The 16,417-nt window shown below is 39.1% G+C and carries 14 protein-coding genes and 1 pseudogene; 7 read left to right on the top strand and 8 right to left on the bottom strand.

Annotated features, from left to right (window positions below; genetic code table 11):
- Positions 1 to 2,158, top strand: a pseudogene (gene vanT / locus BM000_RS04180) (serine racemase VanT catalytic subunit).
- A gap of 357 nt (positions 2,159 to 2,515) precedes the next feature.
- Here the strand turns inward: vanT and BM000_RS04175 are convergent.
- Positions 2,516 to 2,836, bottom strand: a complete 321-nt coding sequence (locus BM000_RS04175; protein WP_091495128.1) for an ArsR/SmtB family transcription factor — start codon at positions 2,834 to 2,836, stop codon at positions 2,516 to 2,518.
- Between the two features lie 228 nt (positions 2,837 to 3,064).
- Here BM000_RS04175 and typA point away from each other — a divergent pair, with 228 nt between their 5' ends.
- Positions 3,065 to 4,885 (top strand): translational GTPase TypA, encoded by a 1,821-nt coding sequence (gene typA / locus BM000_RS04170; RefSeq protein WP_091495126.1) that lies wholly within the window; start codon positions 3,065 to 3,067, stop codon positions 4,883 to 4,885.
- 52 nt (positions 4,886 to 4,937) lie between these two features.
- Here typA and BM000_RS04165 read toward each other — a convergent pair whose 3' ends face one another.
- The 7 genes from BM000_RS04165 to BM000_RS04135 form a co-directional block, all read right to left on the bottom strand.
- Entirely contained in the window at positions 4,938 to 6,281 is a 1,344-nt protein-coding gene (locus tag BM000_RS04165) for an ABC transporter permease (protein WP_091495124.1), read from the bottom strand.
- Complete coding sequence (locus BM000_RS04160; protein ID WP_091495122.1) at positions 6,265 to 6,969, bottom strand: ABC transporter ATP-binding protein; 705 nt, start codon at positions 6,967 to 6,969, stop codon at positions 6,265 to 6,267. The genes BM000_RS04165 and BM000_RS04160 overlap by 17 nt, the downstream gene beginning before the upstream one ends.
- A gap of 127 nt (positions 6,970 to 7,096) precedes the next feature.
- Positions 7,097 to 7,867 (bottom strand): ectoine/hydroxyectoine ABC transporter ATP-binding protein EhuA, encoded by a 771-nt coding sequence (ehuA, locus tag BM000_RS04155; protein ID WP_091495120.1) that lies wholly within the window; start codon positions 7,865 to 7,867, stop codon positions 7,097 to 7,099.
- Positions 7,864 to 8,574, bottom strand: coding sequence for an ectoine/hydroxyectoine ABC transporter permease subunit EhuD (gene ehuD / locus BM000_RS04150; RefSeq protein WP_091495118.1), 711 nt, complete (start codon positions 8,572 to 8,574; stop codon positions 7,864 to 7,866). Before ehuD ends, ehuA begins: the two co-directional genes overlap by 4 nt.
- A complete protein-coding gene (locus BM000_RS04145) occupies positions 8,574 to 9,233 on the bottom strand; it encodes an amino acid ABC transporter permease (protein WP_091495116.1) in 660 nt (219 codons plus the stop codon). Before BM000_RS04145 ends, ehuD begins: the two co-directional genes overlap by 1 nt.
- Before the next feature lie 120 nt (positions 9,234 to 9,353).
- On the bottom strand, positions 9,354 to 10,244 hold the full coding sequence (ehuB, locus tag BM000_RS04140; RefSeq protein WP_245751572.1) for an ectoine/hydroxyectoine ABC transporter substrate-binding protein EhuB: 891 nt from the start codon (positions 10,242 to 10,244) through the stop codon (positions 9,354 to 9,356).
- Between the two features lie 517 nt (positions 10,245 to 10,761).
- Complete coding sequence (locus BM000_RS04135) at positions 10,762 to 11,310, bottom strand: HD domain-containing protein (RefSeq protein WP_245751571.1); 549 nt, start codon at positions 11,308 to 11,310, stop codon at positions 10,762 to 10,764.
- A gap of 99 nt (positions 11,311 to 11,409) precedes the next feature.
- On the opposite strand from BM000_RS04135, the gene BM000_RS04130 reads away from it, so the two are divergent.
- From BM000_RS04130 to BM000_RS04110, 5 genes are all read left to right on the top strand, one after another.
- On the top strand, positions 11,410 to 12,564 hold the full coding sequence (locus BM000_RS04130; RefSeq protein WP_245751570.1) for a CapA family protein: 1,155 nt from the start codon (positions 11,410 to 11,412) through the stop codon (positions 12,562 to 12,564).
- A gap of 231 nt (positions 12,565 to 12,795) precedes the next feature.
- Positions 12,796 to 13,632: a DUF368 domain-containing protein gene (locus BM000_RS04125; RefSeq protein ID WP_091495114.1), complete on the top strand. Its 837-nt coding sequence runs from the start codon at positions 12,796 to 12,798 to the stop codon at positions 13,630 to 13,632.
- A gap of 165 nt (positions 13,633 to 13,797) precedes the next feature.
- The gene (locus BM000_RS04120) at positions 13,798 to 14,292 is read left to right on the top strand and encodes a GNAT family N-acetyltransferase (protein ID WP_091495112.1); all 495 of its coding nucleotides are present in this window, start codon (positions 13,798 to 13,800) and stop codon (positions 14,290 to 14,292) included.
- A 19-nt stretch (positions 14,293 to 14,311) separates the two neighbouring features.
- On the top strand, positions 14,312 to 15,007 hold the full coding sequence (locus tag BM000_RS04115) for an ABC transporter ATP-binding protein (RefSeq protein WP_091495110.1): 696 nt from the start codon (positions 14,312 to 14,314) through the stop codon (positions 15,005 to 15,007).
- Positions 15,004 to 16,413: a hypothetical protein gene (locus BM000_RS04110; RefSeq protein WP_091495108.1), complete on the top strand. Its 1,410-nt coding sequence runs from the start codon at positions 15,004 to 15,006 to the stop codon at positions 16,411 to 16,413. The genes BM000_RS04115 and BM000_RS04110 overlap by 4 nt, the downstream gene beginning before the upstream one ends.
- The last annotated feature ends 4 nt before the right edge of the window (positions 16,414 to 16,417 follow it).

Below are 16,417 nucleotides of genomic sequence, written 5' to 3'. Positions count from 1 at the left end.
ATGCAATCAACCAAATCAGATTATCGCGGAATTGATTATTTTCGATTAATTGCAGCCATTTTAGTTGTGGCAATTCATACCTCACCATTATCAAGTTATAGTGTTAGCGGGGATTTTATTTTAACACGTGCCATCGGTCGTGTAGCTGTACCTTTCTTTTTTATGGCTTCAGGCTTTTTTATGTTTGGTCGTGCTGAAAAAGGGAAGGTGTCTTTTACAAAAATACTAGCTTTTTTAAAAAAAGTAGCCATCCTTTATCTCATTGCCATTTTGCTCTATGTTCCATTAAATATTTATACAGGCTCATACCAATCATGGCTAGATGGTAGTACGCTTGTAAAACAGCTTGTATTTGATGGTACCTTTTATCATCTGTGGTATCTACCTGCAATTATGCTAGGCATGATGATTGTGTGGTTGCTATTAAACTATTTAACTACTAGACAAGCGCTATTGCTTACCACTCTCCTATATATGATCGGTTTGTTTGGCGATAGCTACTATGGCTTAATTGAGCAAATGCCAACTATAAACTCAATTTATGGTGTCTTGTTCAATATTTCAACATATACCAGAAATGGCGTCTTTTTTGCACCGATTTTTATTTTATTAGGCACAGTTATTGCTAAAAAAGGTAAAAAACTCGCATTAAAAGTAAGTCTGTTAGGCTTAATCATTACAGGATCATTAATGATTATCGAAGCACTTGTTCTTAATACATTTGCATTGCAACGACATGATAGTATGTATATTTTACTAATTCCGACAATGTTTTTCTTGTTTCATGCCTTGCTTCATTGGCAGGGCAAGAGTGTATCAGGGCTGAGAGACTTAGCTATGCTAGTCTATTTAATTCATCCCGCTATGATTGTCGTTATTCGAGCGATTGCTCAAGTGGTTAATTTAACGGATATTTTAGTTGTGAATAGCTTCATCCATTTTGTTGCTGTCGCAGTTGCAAGTTTCATAGCAAGTTTGCTATGGTTAAAGATTAAAAAAGAGGTGACAAGCAATGGTGTTAGGTGAACGAGCTTGGCTTGAATTAAATCTTAACCATTTAAAACATAATTTTAAAGTTTTGCAAAAAGCCTCTGGTAACCAAACAAAGGTGATGGCGGTTGTCAAAGCAAACGGCTATGGGCATGGGATGATTGAGATCGCTGAGCATCTCAGTAAAGCTGGTGCAGAAGCCTTTGCTGTTGCTACGATAGATGAGGCGATTTCGCTAAGACAACACAATGTAACAGGGGAGATTCTGATCTTAGGCTATACTTCTCCAGCTAGACGCGAAACGATAAGAATGTACGATTTAACGCAGACAATTGTTGACCATGATCATGCTAAGAGGCTTGCACAAGGTAATCAACCAATTAAAGTTCATCTTAAAATTGATACCGGTATGCATCGGTTAGGTGAGCGCTATGATCATATTAGTGAAATTACGACTATCTTTAGCTACCATAATCTTGCTGTCACCGGAATTTATACGCATTTGTCGGTTTCGGACAGCTTAGAGTATCGTCATGTTGATTTTTCTAATCAACAAATTAAACGGTTCTATACCATTATTAATAAGCTCGAACAAACTGGGCTTTCTTGCCCACCAACACATATTCAGAGTAGTTATGGTTTACTCAACTACCCGGAGCTATCATGTGATATCGTTAGAATTGGAATTGCCTTGTATGGGGTATTAAGCACTGCTCTTGAGCCAACAAGAAGCTCACTTGCGTTAAAGCCAGTCCTGGCGTTAAAGGCAAAGGTTATTGCTGTCAGGTCAGTTTATCCCGGTGAAGAGGTAGGATACGGGCGTAGCTATTTAGTCAAACAGAAGATGAAGATTGCTACTATTTCAATAGGCTATGCGGACGGCTTTCCACGGGCATTATCAAACCAAGCTGCGTACGTGTTGATTCGAGGCAAGCGTGTGCCGGTTATTGGTCGAGTATGTATGGATCAATTAACTGTTGATGTCTCAACATTGGCTAATCTTCAACCAGATGAAGTTGTCACGTTAATTGGTTCAGATGGTCATGAAGTGGTGCGCGCAGAGGAAGTTGCAGATTTGGCAGGCACAATTACTAATGAACTACTTAGCCGGCTAGGTGAACGATTAGAACGCATTTATGTAACAGAAAAACGGGTCGTGGTCGTTTGAGCAGGAAGCAATTCAACATTATATCAGAAAATGATAAGAACGCCTTGATCGATTAGATAATTGATCAAGGCACTTTCTGTTTAGTTGACTTTCTTATCAGTTCAGCGCGCTATATTGTTCTGAAAAGCAATGGATTCGCTTTCCATGAGGCTGGCTTCGGGCCTACGGGATGTATGTCAGTTAGACGTTGTCCCAGGACAGGACGGGTTTAGTCTAACATCCCCACTTTGTGAAGTAATGCGCACCAAAAGTGGATTTTCAGCTCATCCCCTTCCCGCAGGCGTCTCGCTCATTGCTTATCTTCACTTAGTTGGGTGTTCATAGTTATGAAATTTCGCTTGGCTCAGATGCAAAGCTTTAATTATGGCAAGCATGTTCAATCATTTGATTAAGCATATCAAACACATGTTCATCCTCAGGCGAATAATAAAGGGTTGTTCCTTCACGACGATACTTAACTAACCGTAAGTTCTTAAGAAAGCGCAACTGGTGTGACACTGTAGATTGCCTTAGATCCAAACTTTTAGCGATATCGTTAACAGAATGCTCTTTACATGCGAGTAAGTGAAGAATACGAATCCGGGTTGGATCGCTTAAAGCCTTAAAGGTTTGGGAAACGACAAACAATGTTTCCTCATCCAAATCATACACTTCTGGGTTACTTAATTCTTCAGTCATAAATAAGCCTCATTTCATATTATCAATGCCTTCAAACACTAGAGGGAACAGGAAGTCATAGCTATAGCATACCACAATTAGGATCAAGTTAGAAAAAGTCTATTGTTAAAAAATACTGAAGTAACGTATTTTTTTGTTAAAACATGTACTTCGTTGTCGTTTTATGCTACAATTGTTCAGTTACTGTGTTAAATGATCGTTTGCGATAAAAAGAGGAGATGTAGAAGGATGCAATTAAGAGAAGATATTCGTAATATTGCTATTATTGCCCACGTTGATCATGGGAAAACAACCTTGGTCGATCAGTTGCTTCGCTACTCAGGTACGTTTAGAGACAACGAACAGGTTGACGAACGTGCGATGGATTCGAATGATATTGAAAGAGAACGTGGTATTACCATTTTAGCAAAAAATACTGCGATTAATTATAATGATACACGAATTAATATCCTAGATACACCAGGTCATGCTGATTTTGGTGGAGAAGTAGAACGAATTTTACAGATGGTTGACGGTGTATTACTTGTCGTTGATGCCTATGAGGGCTGTATGCCGCAAACGCGCTTTGTACTTAAGAAAGCACTTGAGCAAAAGCTGACACCTGTTGTTGTGTTAAACAAAATCGATCGTCCAAACGCACGCCCAGCGCATGTTGTTGATGAGGTGTTGGATTTATTTATTGAATTAGGTGCAGATGATGAGCAACTTGAATTTCCAGTTGTTTATGCTTCAGCATTAAATGGAACATCAGGCGAAGAGCCTGAAGCGCAAGAAGAGTCGATGGAAGCTGTTTTCAAAACCATTATGAGTCATATCCCAGCTCCAGTTAACAATGACCAAGAAGCGCTTCAGTTTCAAGTGACCTTACTGGATTACAATGATTATTTAGGCAGAATTGGAATTGGTCGAGTTTCAAGAGGCTCAATTAAAGTTGGTCAGCAGGTAACTTTAATGAAAATGGATGGTCAAACAAAGAACTTCCGGGTTAGTAAGATGTTTGGCTTTTTAGGCTTAAAGCGGATTGAAATTCAAGAAGCTAAAGCAGGTGATATTATTGCCCTTGCTGGACTTGAGGATATTAATGTCGGAGAAACAGTATGTCCTGTTGACCAATTAGAAGCGTTACCAGTTTTACACATTGATGAGCCAACGTTACAAATGACCTTTGTCGTAAATAATAGCCCGTTTGCTGGTAGAGAAGGTAAATATATTACCTCACGTAAAATTGAAGAAAGACTAATGATGCAGCTTGAAACAGATGTCAGCCTCCGCGTTGATTCAACTGATTCTCCAGATGCATGGATTGTGTCGGGGCGTGGTGAGCTCCACCTATCTATTTTAGTTGAGAATATGCGTCGTGAAGGTTATGAGCTTCAACTATCAAAGCCACAGGTTATTATTAAAGACATTGACGGTGTTAAGTCAGAGCCAATGGAGCGCGTTCAAGTCGATGTTCCTGAGGAGCATACTGGTGCTGTTATGGAATCGTTAGGTTCTAGAAAAGGTGAAATGCTGGATATGGTTAACCAAGGCAACGGTCAAGTTCGCCTTGAATTTAAGGTTCCTTCACGTGGGTTAATTGGTTATTCAACCGAATTTATGACCCAAACACGTGGCTACGGTATTATTAATCATACCTTTGATAGCTACGAGCCAGTTGTTGATGGCCAGGTTGGTGGACGACGTCAAGGTGTACTTGTTGCTCTGGAAAACGGTAAGGCTTCAACCTATGGTATTATGAATCTTGAAGACCGTGGTGTCATCTTTGTTGAACCTGGTACTGAGGTTTATGCAGGGATGATCGTTGGCGAGCATAATCGTGATAACGATTTAACCGTTAATATTACCAAGGAAAAGCATTTAACAAACGTTCGATCAGCCACTAAGGATCAAACGTCTACGATTCGTAAAACACGACAAATGACGCTAGAAGAAGCGATTGAATACTTGAATGATGATGAGTACTGTGAAGTAACACCCGAATCAATTCGCTTACGTAAAAAAATCTTAAATAAAAATGAACGCGAGAAGGCTGCGAAGAAAAAGTAGCATTATTGTAAAAAGACTGTCAGTTTAACTCTGACAGTCTTTTTTACTATGTTTAAATCTCTCGACGCATTGCTTTTAATACATCAACCTGTGTTGCTCGTTTAGCTGGCTGTGAGCCAGAGATAAGCGTAACAGCTAAGCAAATAAGTATCGTAATCAGCACAAGTACAAATGGGATGCTCGAGAACTTAAATCCCTCTGGTATGGTGTCGTCAAAAGCGGACTCTAGTATCACTGGAATCACCCAATTGACAACATGGCTAAGCAGATAGGCGACTACCGTTCCGAAAAATGCACCAAGCAACCCAATGTAGCTACTCTCAATTAAGAAAATTTGTTTAATTGTTTTCGGATTTGCACCGATTGCCTTCATTATCCCAATATCCCCAGCACGTTCAGTAACCGCCATCGTCATCGTGTTATAAATACCGATTGAGGCAATGAGGATCGCAATTGTGCCAATAAAAATTAGACCAGCCTTCGCAATATTAAAGAGTAAATTCATTTGTTGTACTTGGCTAGCAACTGAATAGACATAATAATTCTCCTCAGCAAGCTTTTCAGTTAGATCCTGCAAATATTGTATTGTTGTAGAGTGGATGACGATATCGCTATATGTGCGCTCATCTGACACAGGGCCTTCTTGATATTCTATATAGGGGCTCCCTGCTGTCGTTTCAGTAAATGCTTCAATATCTGTTAGCAGCTGTTCCGAAATGTAAACAGTAGATTCAGTAAACCATTCCCGTTTTGGCTGCTCTACAATTCCGCTTACAATCACATCGAATTTGCCAATTTCCACCGCGCCATCCTGATCAATTTTTTCAATTTCTAAGGAAAAAGTATCGCCGACAATTGGTCCATCATATTGATAGGCTTCTTTAAGTAAGCCATAATCATCGTATAGTTCCTCGTTATCATTATTTGTTGGTGCTAACAAAGACGCAAAATGATAACCGACAATGACCTCGTTGTCTTGCTCAGGGAAGCGCCCTTCCGTTAACGTAAATCCTGCTTCCTGTTCAGCTGGATAGTAAACGCTCTTAGCCTCTGTAGCAAGCTGATAATTGTCGATAGACATCAGTGGATATTGTTGTAAGGTTGTTGAGCGCCGAACCGTTTTAACATGGTCTAAGGATTCAAAATAATTAATATCTTCATTAGTTAAATGCATAGTATCCCGCCCAGGATCACTTGTACCATAAACTTCAATTTCATTAATGCGATCGTGCTCCATATAATCCTGTAAAAGGGTATCGTGCAACCCAAACGCTACTGAGGCAAGTACAATTAAAAAGGTGCAGCCCATTGCTGTAGCTAGTATAGTCATAAATAGGCGCATTTTGTTTTTTCGCATATTTTGTCGGACGAAGCTAATTTTATCCTTGAAGCTCATGTGCATATGCCCCCTTTACCAGTTCACCATCATGTATTTCAATGGTCCGATTACCAATTTGGGCGACCTCATGATCATGGGTAATAATCAGGAAAGTTATCCCGTTCTCCTTGTTTAGCTGTAAAATAAAATCTAATAAGCTAGCTTCTGTTTCACTATCAAGGCTTCCTGTCGGCTCATCAGCAAGGATTAATGGCGGATCAAGCACGAGTGCGCGTGCGATACCAACACGCTGCTGCTGACCACCTGATAACTCACTAGGGTAATGATCATGGTAATCAGCTAAGCCAACCCGCTTAAGTGTTTCCTCTGTCTTCATCTTTCTATCGCTATCATGAATACCCTTTAAGATTAACGGAAGCTCAACATTTTGGAATGCAGTCATGCTGGGGATCAGTTGAAAGTTTTGAAAGATAAAGCCGATGTGATTTAATCGGAAGTCTGCCCAGTCAGCTTCTGAGAACTGAGTGACCGCTTGTCCATTAATGGTGATTATCCCGGAATTCGGATGGATAAAGCCTCCGATAAGATTTAGTAATGTAGATTTTCCTGAACCACTTTTTCCAACTAGAGAAACAATCTCCCCTGCATTTACAGCGAAACTAACATTTTTTAAAACAGGTAATGTCGTTTTTTTGCCCTTCTTGCCCATTTCAAAGTGATGGGAGAGACTTTCTATTTTAATCATTGCCTATGCCTCCTAAATTGTTTTTCACAATAAAGACGACAAGACTATTGTTAAAGTTGCATAACATAAAAAATGAGTGATCATGTCACGATCACTCATTCACATTATGATGTCATTCTTAAAAAAATCAGCCTCTAAATCGGCTCAAAAATTCCCTTAACCGCTCGTTTTGCGAGTGCTCAATCACATCTGTTGCTGAACCTTGCTCAGCAATCACACCCTCGTCTAAGAACAGCACTTTGTCGGCAATATCAAGTGCAAAATCCATTTCATGAGTCACGAGGACCATTGCCATATCATCATTTTCAGCAATGTCACGAATAACTTCGAGTACTTCACCAACTAGCTCAGGATCAAGGGCCGAAGTTACCTCATCAAATAGCATGATTTTCGGTCGCATTACCAGTGCACGTGCCATAGCAACCCGCTGTTTCTGTCCACCTGACAGCTGACTTGGATAATTATGAATTTTATCGCCCAAGCCAACCCGTTCAAGCATTTGGATGGAACGTTCTTCAACCTCTTGCTTGTCCTCACCCTTCACGTGGATTGGGGCAGTCATACAGTTTTCTAAAATGGTCATATGGGGGAATAGGTTAAAGTGCTGAAACACCATCCCAATATCACCCCGTACTGAGCGAAGATGCTTCTCATTAGCCTCAACCATCGTTCCATTTTTTTTCATTTTCCATAGATTAGTACCGTCAACGATAATATCACCAGAAGAAGGTTCCTCTAACGTCATCAGCATCCGAATAATGGTTGTTTTACCTGAACCACTCGGACCAATAATGGCTACTTTTTCTGCTGGGAAAATATCTAAATCAATTCCTTTTAACACGTTAATATCTCCAAATGACTTATGCACATCTTGATAACGAACAATTGGCTCGGTCATGATGGCCTCACTCCTTTTTCAATCTTTTTAATTACGGCATTTTTATCAAATCGTGTGTTCATTTTTACTTCTAGTTTGCGAATTAACACGGCTGAAGGGTAGCTTAAGGCGAGTAAAATTATACCAACAATCGTTAATGCCTCAATGTATGCCCAATTCCTTGCGCCAAAGGTATTTGCCATGTACAAAATCCCTTGGACACTAATCGTTGCAGCAATAGGTACCTCTTTGAATAGAATAATAAAATAGTTGCCAAGCATTGGGATTGTCGGTGGAATCGCTTGTGGTAATATGATGCGACGCCACTTATCAATCAGTGAAAAATTAAGGGCAGTTGCGGCTTCCCATTGTCCTTTTCCGACACTCTCAATCCCTGAACGATAGATCTCTCCGATGTAAGTACTAAAATGGATACCTAAGCCAATTACGGCACAGGTGATTGGACTAAGTGTTACGCCAATATAGGGGAGGACGGGCCAAGCTAAATACATAAAGAATAATTGAATAATAGGCGGTGTTGAACGAATAAATTCCATTATCCATGTTACCGTCCAATTTAATGGTCGCAAAGGAATACGTCTCAGGAATAACCAAACAAAACCAAATATTAAGGCGAATAGGAAGGTTAATAGGGTTACCCAAACAGTCATTGTTAAGCCCTGTAATACATGAGGAAAAGCTTCATTAAATCGATCCCAACTCCACATTAGCTTGCCACTCCTTTCTTAGCAATCTCTTCAGCTTTTCTCGTAAAGAAAATTAAGGGTAGTGCCAAAATAAAATAAAAAATTAATACAACTGCATAAATAAGAGGGGCGTGGGCTAAATTAGTACTGCGCATAATATCGCCGTAATAGAAAATATCGCGCAAGCCAATTAATGAAATTAATGCTGTCCCCTTAAGCATTTGAATCGTATAGTTTCCGAATTCAGGAAGCATCATCCGAACTGCTTGCGGAAAAATTACAAATCGCATTCTTTGAAAGCTAGACATGTTTAATGCCGTCGCTGCTTCCGACTGGCCAGGGGCAACTGATAAAATAGAGCTGCGCACAACCTCCGATAAGTAAGCGCCATAATTCAACCCAATTGCGATAACGCCAATAACCCAATTGGAGGCAAGGTCAATGTCGAATAAAATTGGAATGGCGTAGTAGAGCCAAAAGAGTTGAACGATTAGCGAGGTACCGCGAAATATTTCAATATACAAGCCTGTAAATTTACGAAGTAAGAAATTTTTTGAAAGACGGCAAAGTCCTCCAATAAAGGCCATTAAGTAAGAGAATAGTGCTGAGGCAAGTAGCACGGTTAAAGTCGTTTGTAAACCGCGTAATAGTTGAGGTGCTATCTCTGTAATAGGATTCAATTGTATTCACTCCTTAGGTAGTTAGATTTAATGAGCATTTTAGAAAAAGATAGTCCAGTCCCCTTGGCTACTGGGAACCGGACCATGGTGTCTTATATTAAAAACAGTAAACTTGAATGATTAGTAGTTTTCGCCGCTAATAATACTTTCCGTTGTTACATCTTCAGGTGCGAAGTTCTGCTCTGGGTGGAATCCGTTAGCTTCTAACAACTCTGCTACCGTTCCATCGTCCTTCAATGTTTGTAGTGCTTCGTTATAGGCATCACGAAGTTCCTCGTTATCTAAGCTAAATGCTGCTGCACCATAGCTTGGCACCCCTTCGATATCTGGCTGTTCAAAGTCCTCAACCAGTTCAAGGTCAGCAGATCCTAATGATTCTAACGCTTGGCGCATCGTGACATCAGTTCCTGTCGTGACGTCAGCACGCCCCGCCTGAAGCGCTGAAAACGTTGATGGAATATCACCTGCTGTATCAATTTGATCTTCACTTACTCCAGACTCAAGTAAGAAGTCATAGCCTGTTGCCCCTTCCATCACAATAACGGTAATGTCAGGATTGTTTGCAATGTCTTCAAAACTGTAAATACCGTGTGGATTCCCAGCTTCAACAACAATGCCTTCACCATACATCATTTCGGGCTCACCGAATAGTGCGTTTTCGGCGCGATCTGGTGTAATCGCCATACCAGCTGTAATGGCGTCAAATTGTCCAGCCTGAACCCCAGGAATTAATTGGCCCCAATCGGCCAGTTGCCCTTCAACATTGTCTATCCCAAGTTCATTAAAAACTGCAATGGCAATATCAACTGCTGCACCTCTTAATTCACCATTTTCTTCATATGCATAAGGCGCTTCATTAGAGAAGCCGATGGTTACTTCGTTTGCTTCGCGCAATTCTTCTAGTCGACCTTCTCCTCCAGCATCGCCATCATCATTCGTAGCTCCATTTCCACACGCTGCTAAAAAAGTGATCAAAGCAGCAAACATAAATAACTTTACAAAATTCTTCAAGTTAAAAAACCCTCCTAAGTTAATTAGAAATCAAGTGTGCACCAATAAATAAAAGATGATTTCTGTTGTCCTTATTTTCTATACCACAATATAAAAATAGTAAACCATGACTTTTGCATGGCCTTGGCATGCACTTATATAATGGTATACGGATTAAATATTTTCTTCAAATGATGAAAATCACGACAATTGAGGATATTAGCGCATATTTAATTATTAGATAAATGCAGCTACGCTATGCCAATGAATCGTCCAGTATCTTGCTGAATACGTCATAATGCTTAAAATTTGAATGGTTATGAGAGGGAGTTATAACGAATAATTGTATTTATGTTAAAAAAATCATTGATTTACTTCGTATTTTTGCTGGTTAGTGGTGATTTAATTTCTGGGGGTACGTAGGGTTGTTGTGGATTAAAGGGATTTACCTCTTTAAGAGCGTAGTAGCGGCCATTACTTAAAGTGCTTGTGCGGCTAAAGCAAATGAAAGGATGTCATGGCTAGCACGTATATTCAGCTAACCATTATTAAACGTATGAAGTAAGCTTGCTAACATAGTGATTAAGGGGTGATCTGCATCGGTGGCAATGCTCTGGTGCATTTGAGTATAGTACCAGATCTGCTTTTCTTTTCCTCTAACAAAAGCATGCCAGATTGAAACGCCTAACAATTGCTCACTATCAATCATTGATTGAAGGTTGTCAATTTTATCTGCACAGGAGACCAGTTTTGCAGCGAGAGGAGCATGTTGCATCTTTTTTATACTCGCAAGCTTGCGTTCTTCCCAGTTTACGTTCTTATCCATTTCGGTTACATAGTGCACAAGGGTGGCGATGTTTTCATTGAATAAATGCTTTATATCTTCTATCGTTCCCTCGGTATCCTCAACGACATCATGAAGAAGACCAGCAATAACGGTATCTTGATCACAATGATAAGAAGCTAAGAGCATGGCAACGCGATAAGGGTGAGCGATATAAGGGGACTGATCAACCTTTCTTTTTTGACCATCGTGCATTTTAGTAGCATAGGTAATTGCCCGCATAAGATTATTCGTCATCAACATTATAGTAGACATCCTCTCAACGTTTCTTGGTATAATGATAAACTAATAGATTAGTTTATTATAGCGCTTCTATGAAAAGGAATAAAGGGGAATCCAAACTTGACGACAAAACGAATAAAGAAAAGTAGGCATGTTCTTATGTTAATTGGCTTACTTGTAATAGCTGTAGGCTGTAGGGTTAAATATGCGGAAAGCTACCAAGGAAGGGAAATACAGATTTATACCAAAGGGGAGGTTGCGTCGATACCGCGCACCTATCAGGTAACGATTGGTGCAATAGGAGACATTCTTATTCATGATCGTGTTTATGATGATGCACGAATTGACAATGGGTTCAACTTTATCCCAATGGTTGAGAATGTTTATTCATATTTGCAGGAACCGGACATCTTGACTGCTAATCAAGAGACAATGATTGGAGGAGAAGCATTTGGTTTATCAGGTTACCCCAGCTTTAATAGTCCCCACGAGGTTGGTGATCTGCTTGCTTATCTGAATGTTGATCTTGTCAATTTAGCGAATAACCATACCTTAGATAGAGGTGAAGCTGTTATTTATGCTGCACTTAATTACTGGGATGAACTAAACATTGATTATATAGGATCGTATCGTAGTGAGGAAGACCGACAACAAATTCGGGTTATTGAAAAAAATACAATTAAAGTTGCTTTTCTCGGTTATAGTTATGGGACGAATGGAATTCGTATACCAGAAGGGAAGGAATATCTCATTAATTTAATTGATAGACAACAAATAACAGAAGATATTAGGCGAGCTAAGGAAGTATCCGATGCTATTGTTATGCACCTGCATTTTGGCGAAGAGTATGTTCGGATGCCGAATGAAGCACAAAGAGATTTGGTGCAATATTTATCAAATCAAGGTGTCGATATAATAATTGGGCATCATCCACATGTGTTGCAACCAGTAGAATGGATAATTGGTGAAGGTGGGCAACGCACTTTTGTTAGCTATTCTTTAGGCAACTTTTTATCGGGGCAGGATCAATTATACCGACAAATTGGCGGGATGGTTGAAATTACAATTGAGAAGACTGGCAGTGAGCTTACACTAAAGAACCCGAAATTTCTCCCCACTTATGTTGAACTCAATCACACTGTACCACATAATTACAAGATGCAACCACTTTATAAGGTTACTGAATCACAGTTACCAGATGTAAAGAGACATTATCACAATATCAAAGACCACATGGCGCAATGGGTACCTCATTTAGAGTTTATTGCAGATTAGCAGGCAGTAAAGACCTGATTCGTTCAGAGATTGTCCGCACTTTGGTCCTACCTTTATGTGCATGGCTGAGTCGCTAACAATTAATAGGGAAGAAGAAAACGTCAATTGCGTAATGATACACTTTCTTGAAAGGTAGTTACTCCCTATTAATCGTAAAAAATATAGTCACTTCTTTCAAGTTTTGATATAATACGAGTCAGGTTAAAAATATAGAAAGCTGGGGAACAGTAAATGGCGTTTATAAATTTGTTTCGAGGAATGGTAATTGGGGCAAGTATTATTGTGCCAGGTTTGAGTGGTGGGACAATGGCACTCGTACTGGGCATATACGATCAGTTAATTATGGAGATCAATGGATTTTTAAGTAAGAATTGGCGGAATCATCTAGGGTTTCTGATACCTTTAGGGTTGGGTATGGTTGCTTCTGTTTTTTTGTTAGCGGGTTTATTAGATTGGTTATTTTTATATTATCCTAAGCAGACTTCTTTTGCCTTTCAAGGTCTTGTTTTGGGCGTTGTGCCCTATTTGTTCGTTAAATCAAATGCTAAAGTTAATTTTAAACAGCTCCATTATGGACTGCTAATGATGGGACTGCTTTTAACAGCTTCAATGATATTTGTACAGGATACTAATATTACTGTGATCAGTGACCCTGATTTTCTTACCTACTTGCAATTGTTTTTTGCAGGCGTAGTAGGGAGTATAGCTTTAATTTTGCCTGGTCTCAGCGGTTCGTTAGTATTAATTGTACTTGGGGCCTATCACACTATTTTGAATGCTGTTAATACACGAGATTTTCTGATTTTAGCTGTTGTATCACTGGGGATGGGAACAGGTATTGTGTTAACAAGTCGCCTTATTAAATACTGCTTATTGAATTATCAGCATGCTACTTACGCTGTTGTAATCGGACTTGTAATAGGATCAGGCATTGTTATTTTCCCTGGCTGGCCAGTAGGGGTAATGGATCTAATTACCAGTATGGTCAGTTTCTTAATTGGATTTGGTATCGCGTTTATATTCGGACAGTTTGAGGCTAGGAAATTACAACGCACTAAGGTGATCTGAAGCAGGAAAAGACCGGTGCATAATTAAATATTGAACTGAATTATCCGAACAATCTTAATGGAACAAAGTGCAAAATGCTTTAAGACATTGACGTTCGGATTTTTTCTTAGCTGAATTATTTTTCTGTCTTGGTCTATTCTTATATTTGTGGAGAGGAGCAACAGTATGATTAGATTGGCAACAGCATTTGATATGAGCGAGATTATGACACTGATTAGCAAGGTTGTAAAGGTTATGAATAGCCAAGGCAGTCAGCAATGGCATGAAGGTTATCCCGCCGAGGCTGACTATGCCAAGGATATTAAAAGAGGAGAATTGTTTGTTCTAGAAGAGAACGGTGTGGTGCTCGGGATTTGTACCATTAGTAAGCGTGGGCATGAGGAGTATCATTTAATTAAATGGACACAGCCCTATTCAGCATTTACGATAAAGCGTTTAGCGATTGATCCTGAATACCGTGGTAAAGGACTGGCTAACCAATTTTTTAAGTATGCTGGTAAGCTGGCTGAACAGTCTGGTATCGCTACTTTAAATACGGATACATTCTGGAATAATACCAATGCTCAAGCATTATTTAAACGAAATGGTTTTCACTATATTCAATCAAGGCAGGACCCACAGACGATGAATACCTTGCACTACTTTGAAAAAAAATTGTGAACTAGGGAGGGATCACGATATGACGGTCTTAATTTTAGACCAAGTGACTGTGAATATACAAAATAAGGCTATTTTGAAAGGGATCAGCTTTGAACTTCCGCCGAGCAGTGTGACAGCATTGCTTGGCCACAATGGTGCTGGGAAATCAACATTACTAAAAGCTATCTTAGGTATTTTAAAGATAAGAGAAGGCACAATTCAATTAGCTGGGAATGATCAGATTACTAGCTTTTTAGCATTTAAGTCAAGCATTTCTTATATTCCTGAAGAACCTTTTCTTCTCTCTGAATTAACCGTTCAACAGCACTTTCAGCTCTATATAGAGAGCTATCAACTAGACCCTCACAAGACAAATCAACGCATTGAACACTACATAAATACATTTGAAATTCATGATAAAGTAAATCAATATCCCGAAGCATTATCGAAAGGTATGCGTCAGAAAGTTCAAGCTATTTGTGCACTTTTACCTGAAACCGATTTACTGCTTATTGATGAGCCGTTTATGGGATTGGATGTATTTGCGACAGACTTTTTAATCGCTGAAATTAAGCAAAAGGCAGAAAGAGGCACTGCCATTTTGTTAACCACCCATCAGTTGGATCGTTTAGAAGGGCTTGCCAATTATTATATGATGCTGCAACAGGGAGAGATTATTGATCATGGTAAAATTGAGAATTTCCTTGAATTAAAAAGAAGGTTTGATCAATCATGAAATACCAATCCGTCTATCTGACATTAAGATGGTTAAGTAAAAATCGCCGTAGGAAAAAGAAGGAACTAAATAAGTTAGCCTGGAATCTCATCTTAAGTTGGGTAGAAGTCATATACCTTATTCCTTTTGGGTTTATTACCTTATTATTGATTAGAGATTACCTTTTTAATTACATGGATTTACTGTTAAGGGTAACGGGTCTAGGAGAAGATCATTTTTTGATAACGATAATAGTTATTGGTGTTTTTAGACCGCTGTCTTTAAGTTATGCAAGACCAGGTTTACTGTTCTCTGATGCCGATTTGTTGCTAGATGTATTACCTTATCAACGGAAGCGTATGTATCAATACCATTTCCTTGAGCGGATGAAGACCATCTTAACTATGTACGTATTAGTTGGTTTGGTAATTGCAATTGTAACTCCCTTAACTAATCTGTTTGTCATAAGGTTAGTGGTTAGTTTAGTCGGTATTGAATGTCTAATGATTATGCCGCAATGGTATTTATTTCATGGGCGTTGGTATATGAAATGGATTGTTATCCAATTTATTAGTATTGTAATTGGGGTAGTCATCATTATTGCTATTTTATATAGCCTACAATATTTATTTGCGATCGTAGTAAGTATCTTTTTAATTTGTTTAAATGGTTTTTATATGATTAAAGGCCAACAAGTTCATGATTTAGCAAAGGCGGTAGATGTTAATAATCGACTTATTTGGCAGAGTGGGATTGTCGGAATTGCTTCTGGGATAAAGTCTACTCCAATGAAAAGGCTAGGCTTCTATCATCATTTTATTCGTAATAAAATGATGCAACTGCCATTCAAATCGGATAAAGGTAGTTATCATCGGCTTATCTTGCTAATGTTCGCTCGAGAGAAGGAACAATTAATTAAGGCTGTTGCTAGCTTGATTGTTATTACACTTGCACTGAGTGTAAACTCACTTTATATCTTTGCAATCGGGATAACTATTTCTATCTTTCTGTTTGTTAAAATGGCTGTCAGCTTCTTTAACCTGCTCTTTGAAGAGAGATTACTATTAGTATTACCTTGGCAAATGGAGAAATGGAAGCAGGTTTATACACAGTGGCTTCTTCTAGGTACGCTTGTTTGGGTTGCGCTCTTATGGTTGGCTAGTTGGTTTTGGGTTGCAAGTCGTATCCATCTGTTTATCCTCCTACCTGTTTATGTGATTGCCACTTATCTCCTATGTCAGGCTGGCTTATCATACCGAGCAAAGAAAGTCGCAAGTAAGTTATATCAGCAACCATCGTTACTATTCCTAGAGCAAATTCTATTATATATTAATGTGGGCAATGCAGTTATTAATCCAATTAGTTGCATTTTTATTATCATTTATGGTTTAATGCGGTATACTTATGTCAACCACATTGTGAAGTAGGAGC

The organism is Amphibacillus marinus (assembly GCF_900110345.1).
Lineage (GTDB): Bacteria > Bacillota > Bacilli > Bacillales > Amphibacillaceae > Amphibacillus_D > Amphibacillus_D marinus.
The sequence above is the reverse complement of the archived record's forward strand: the minus strand, read 5'-3'. Positions and strand labels throughout refer to the sequence as shown.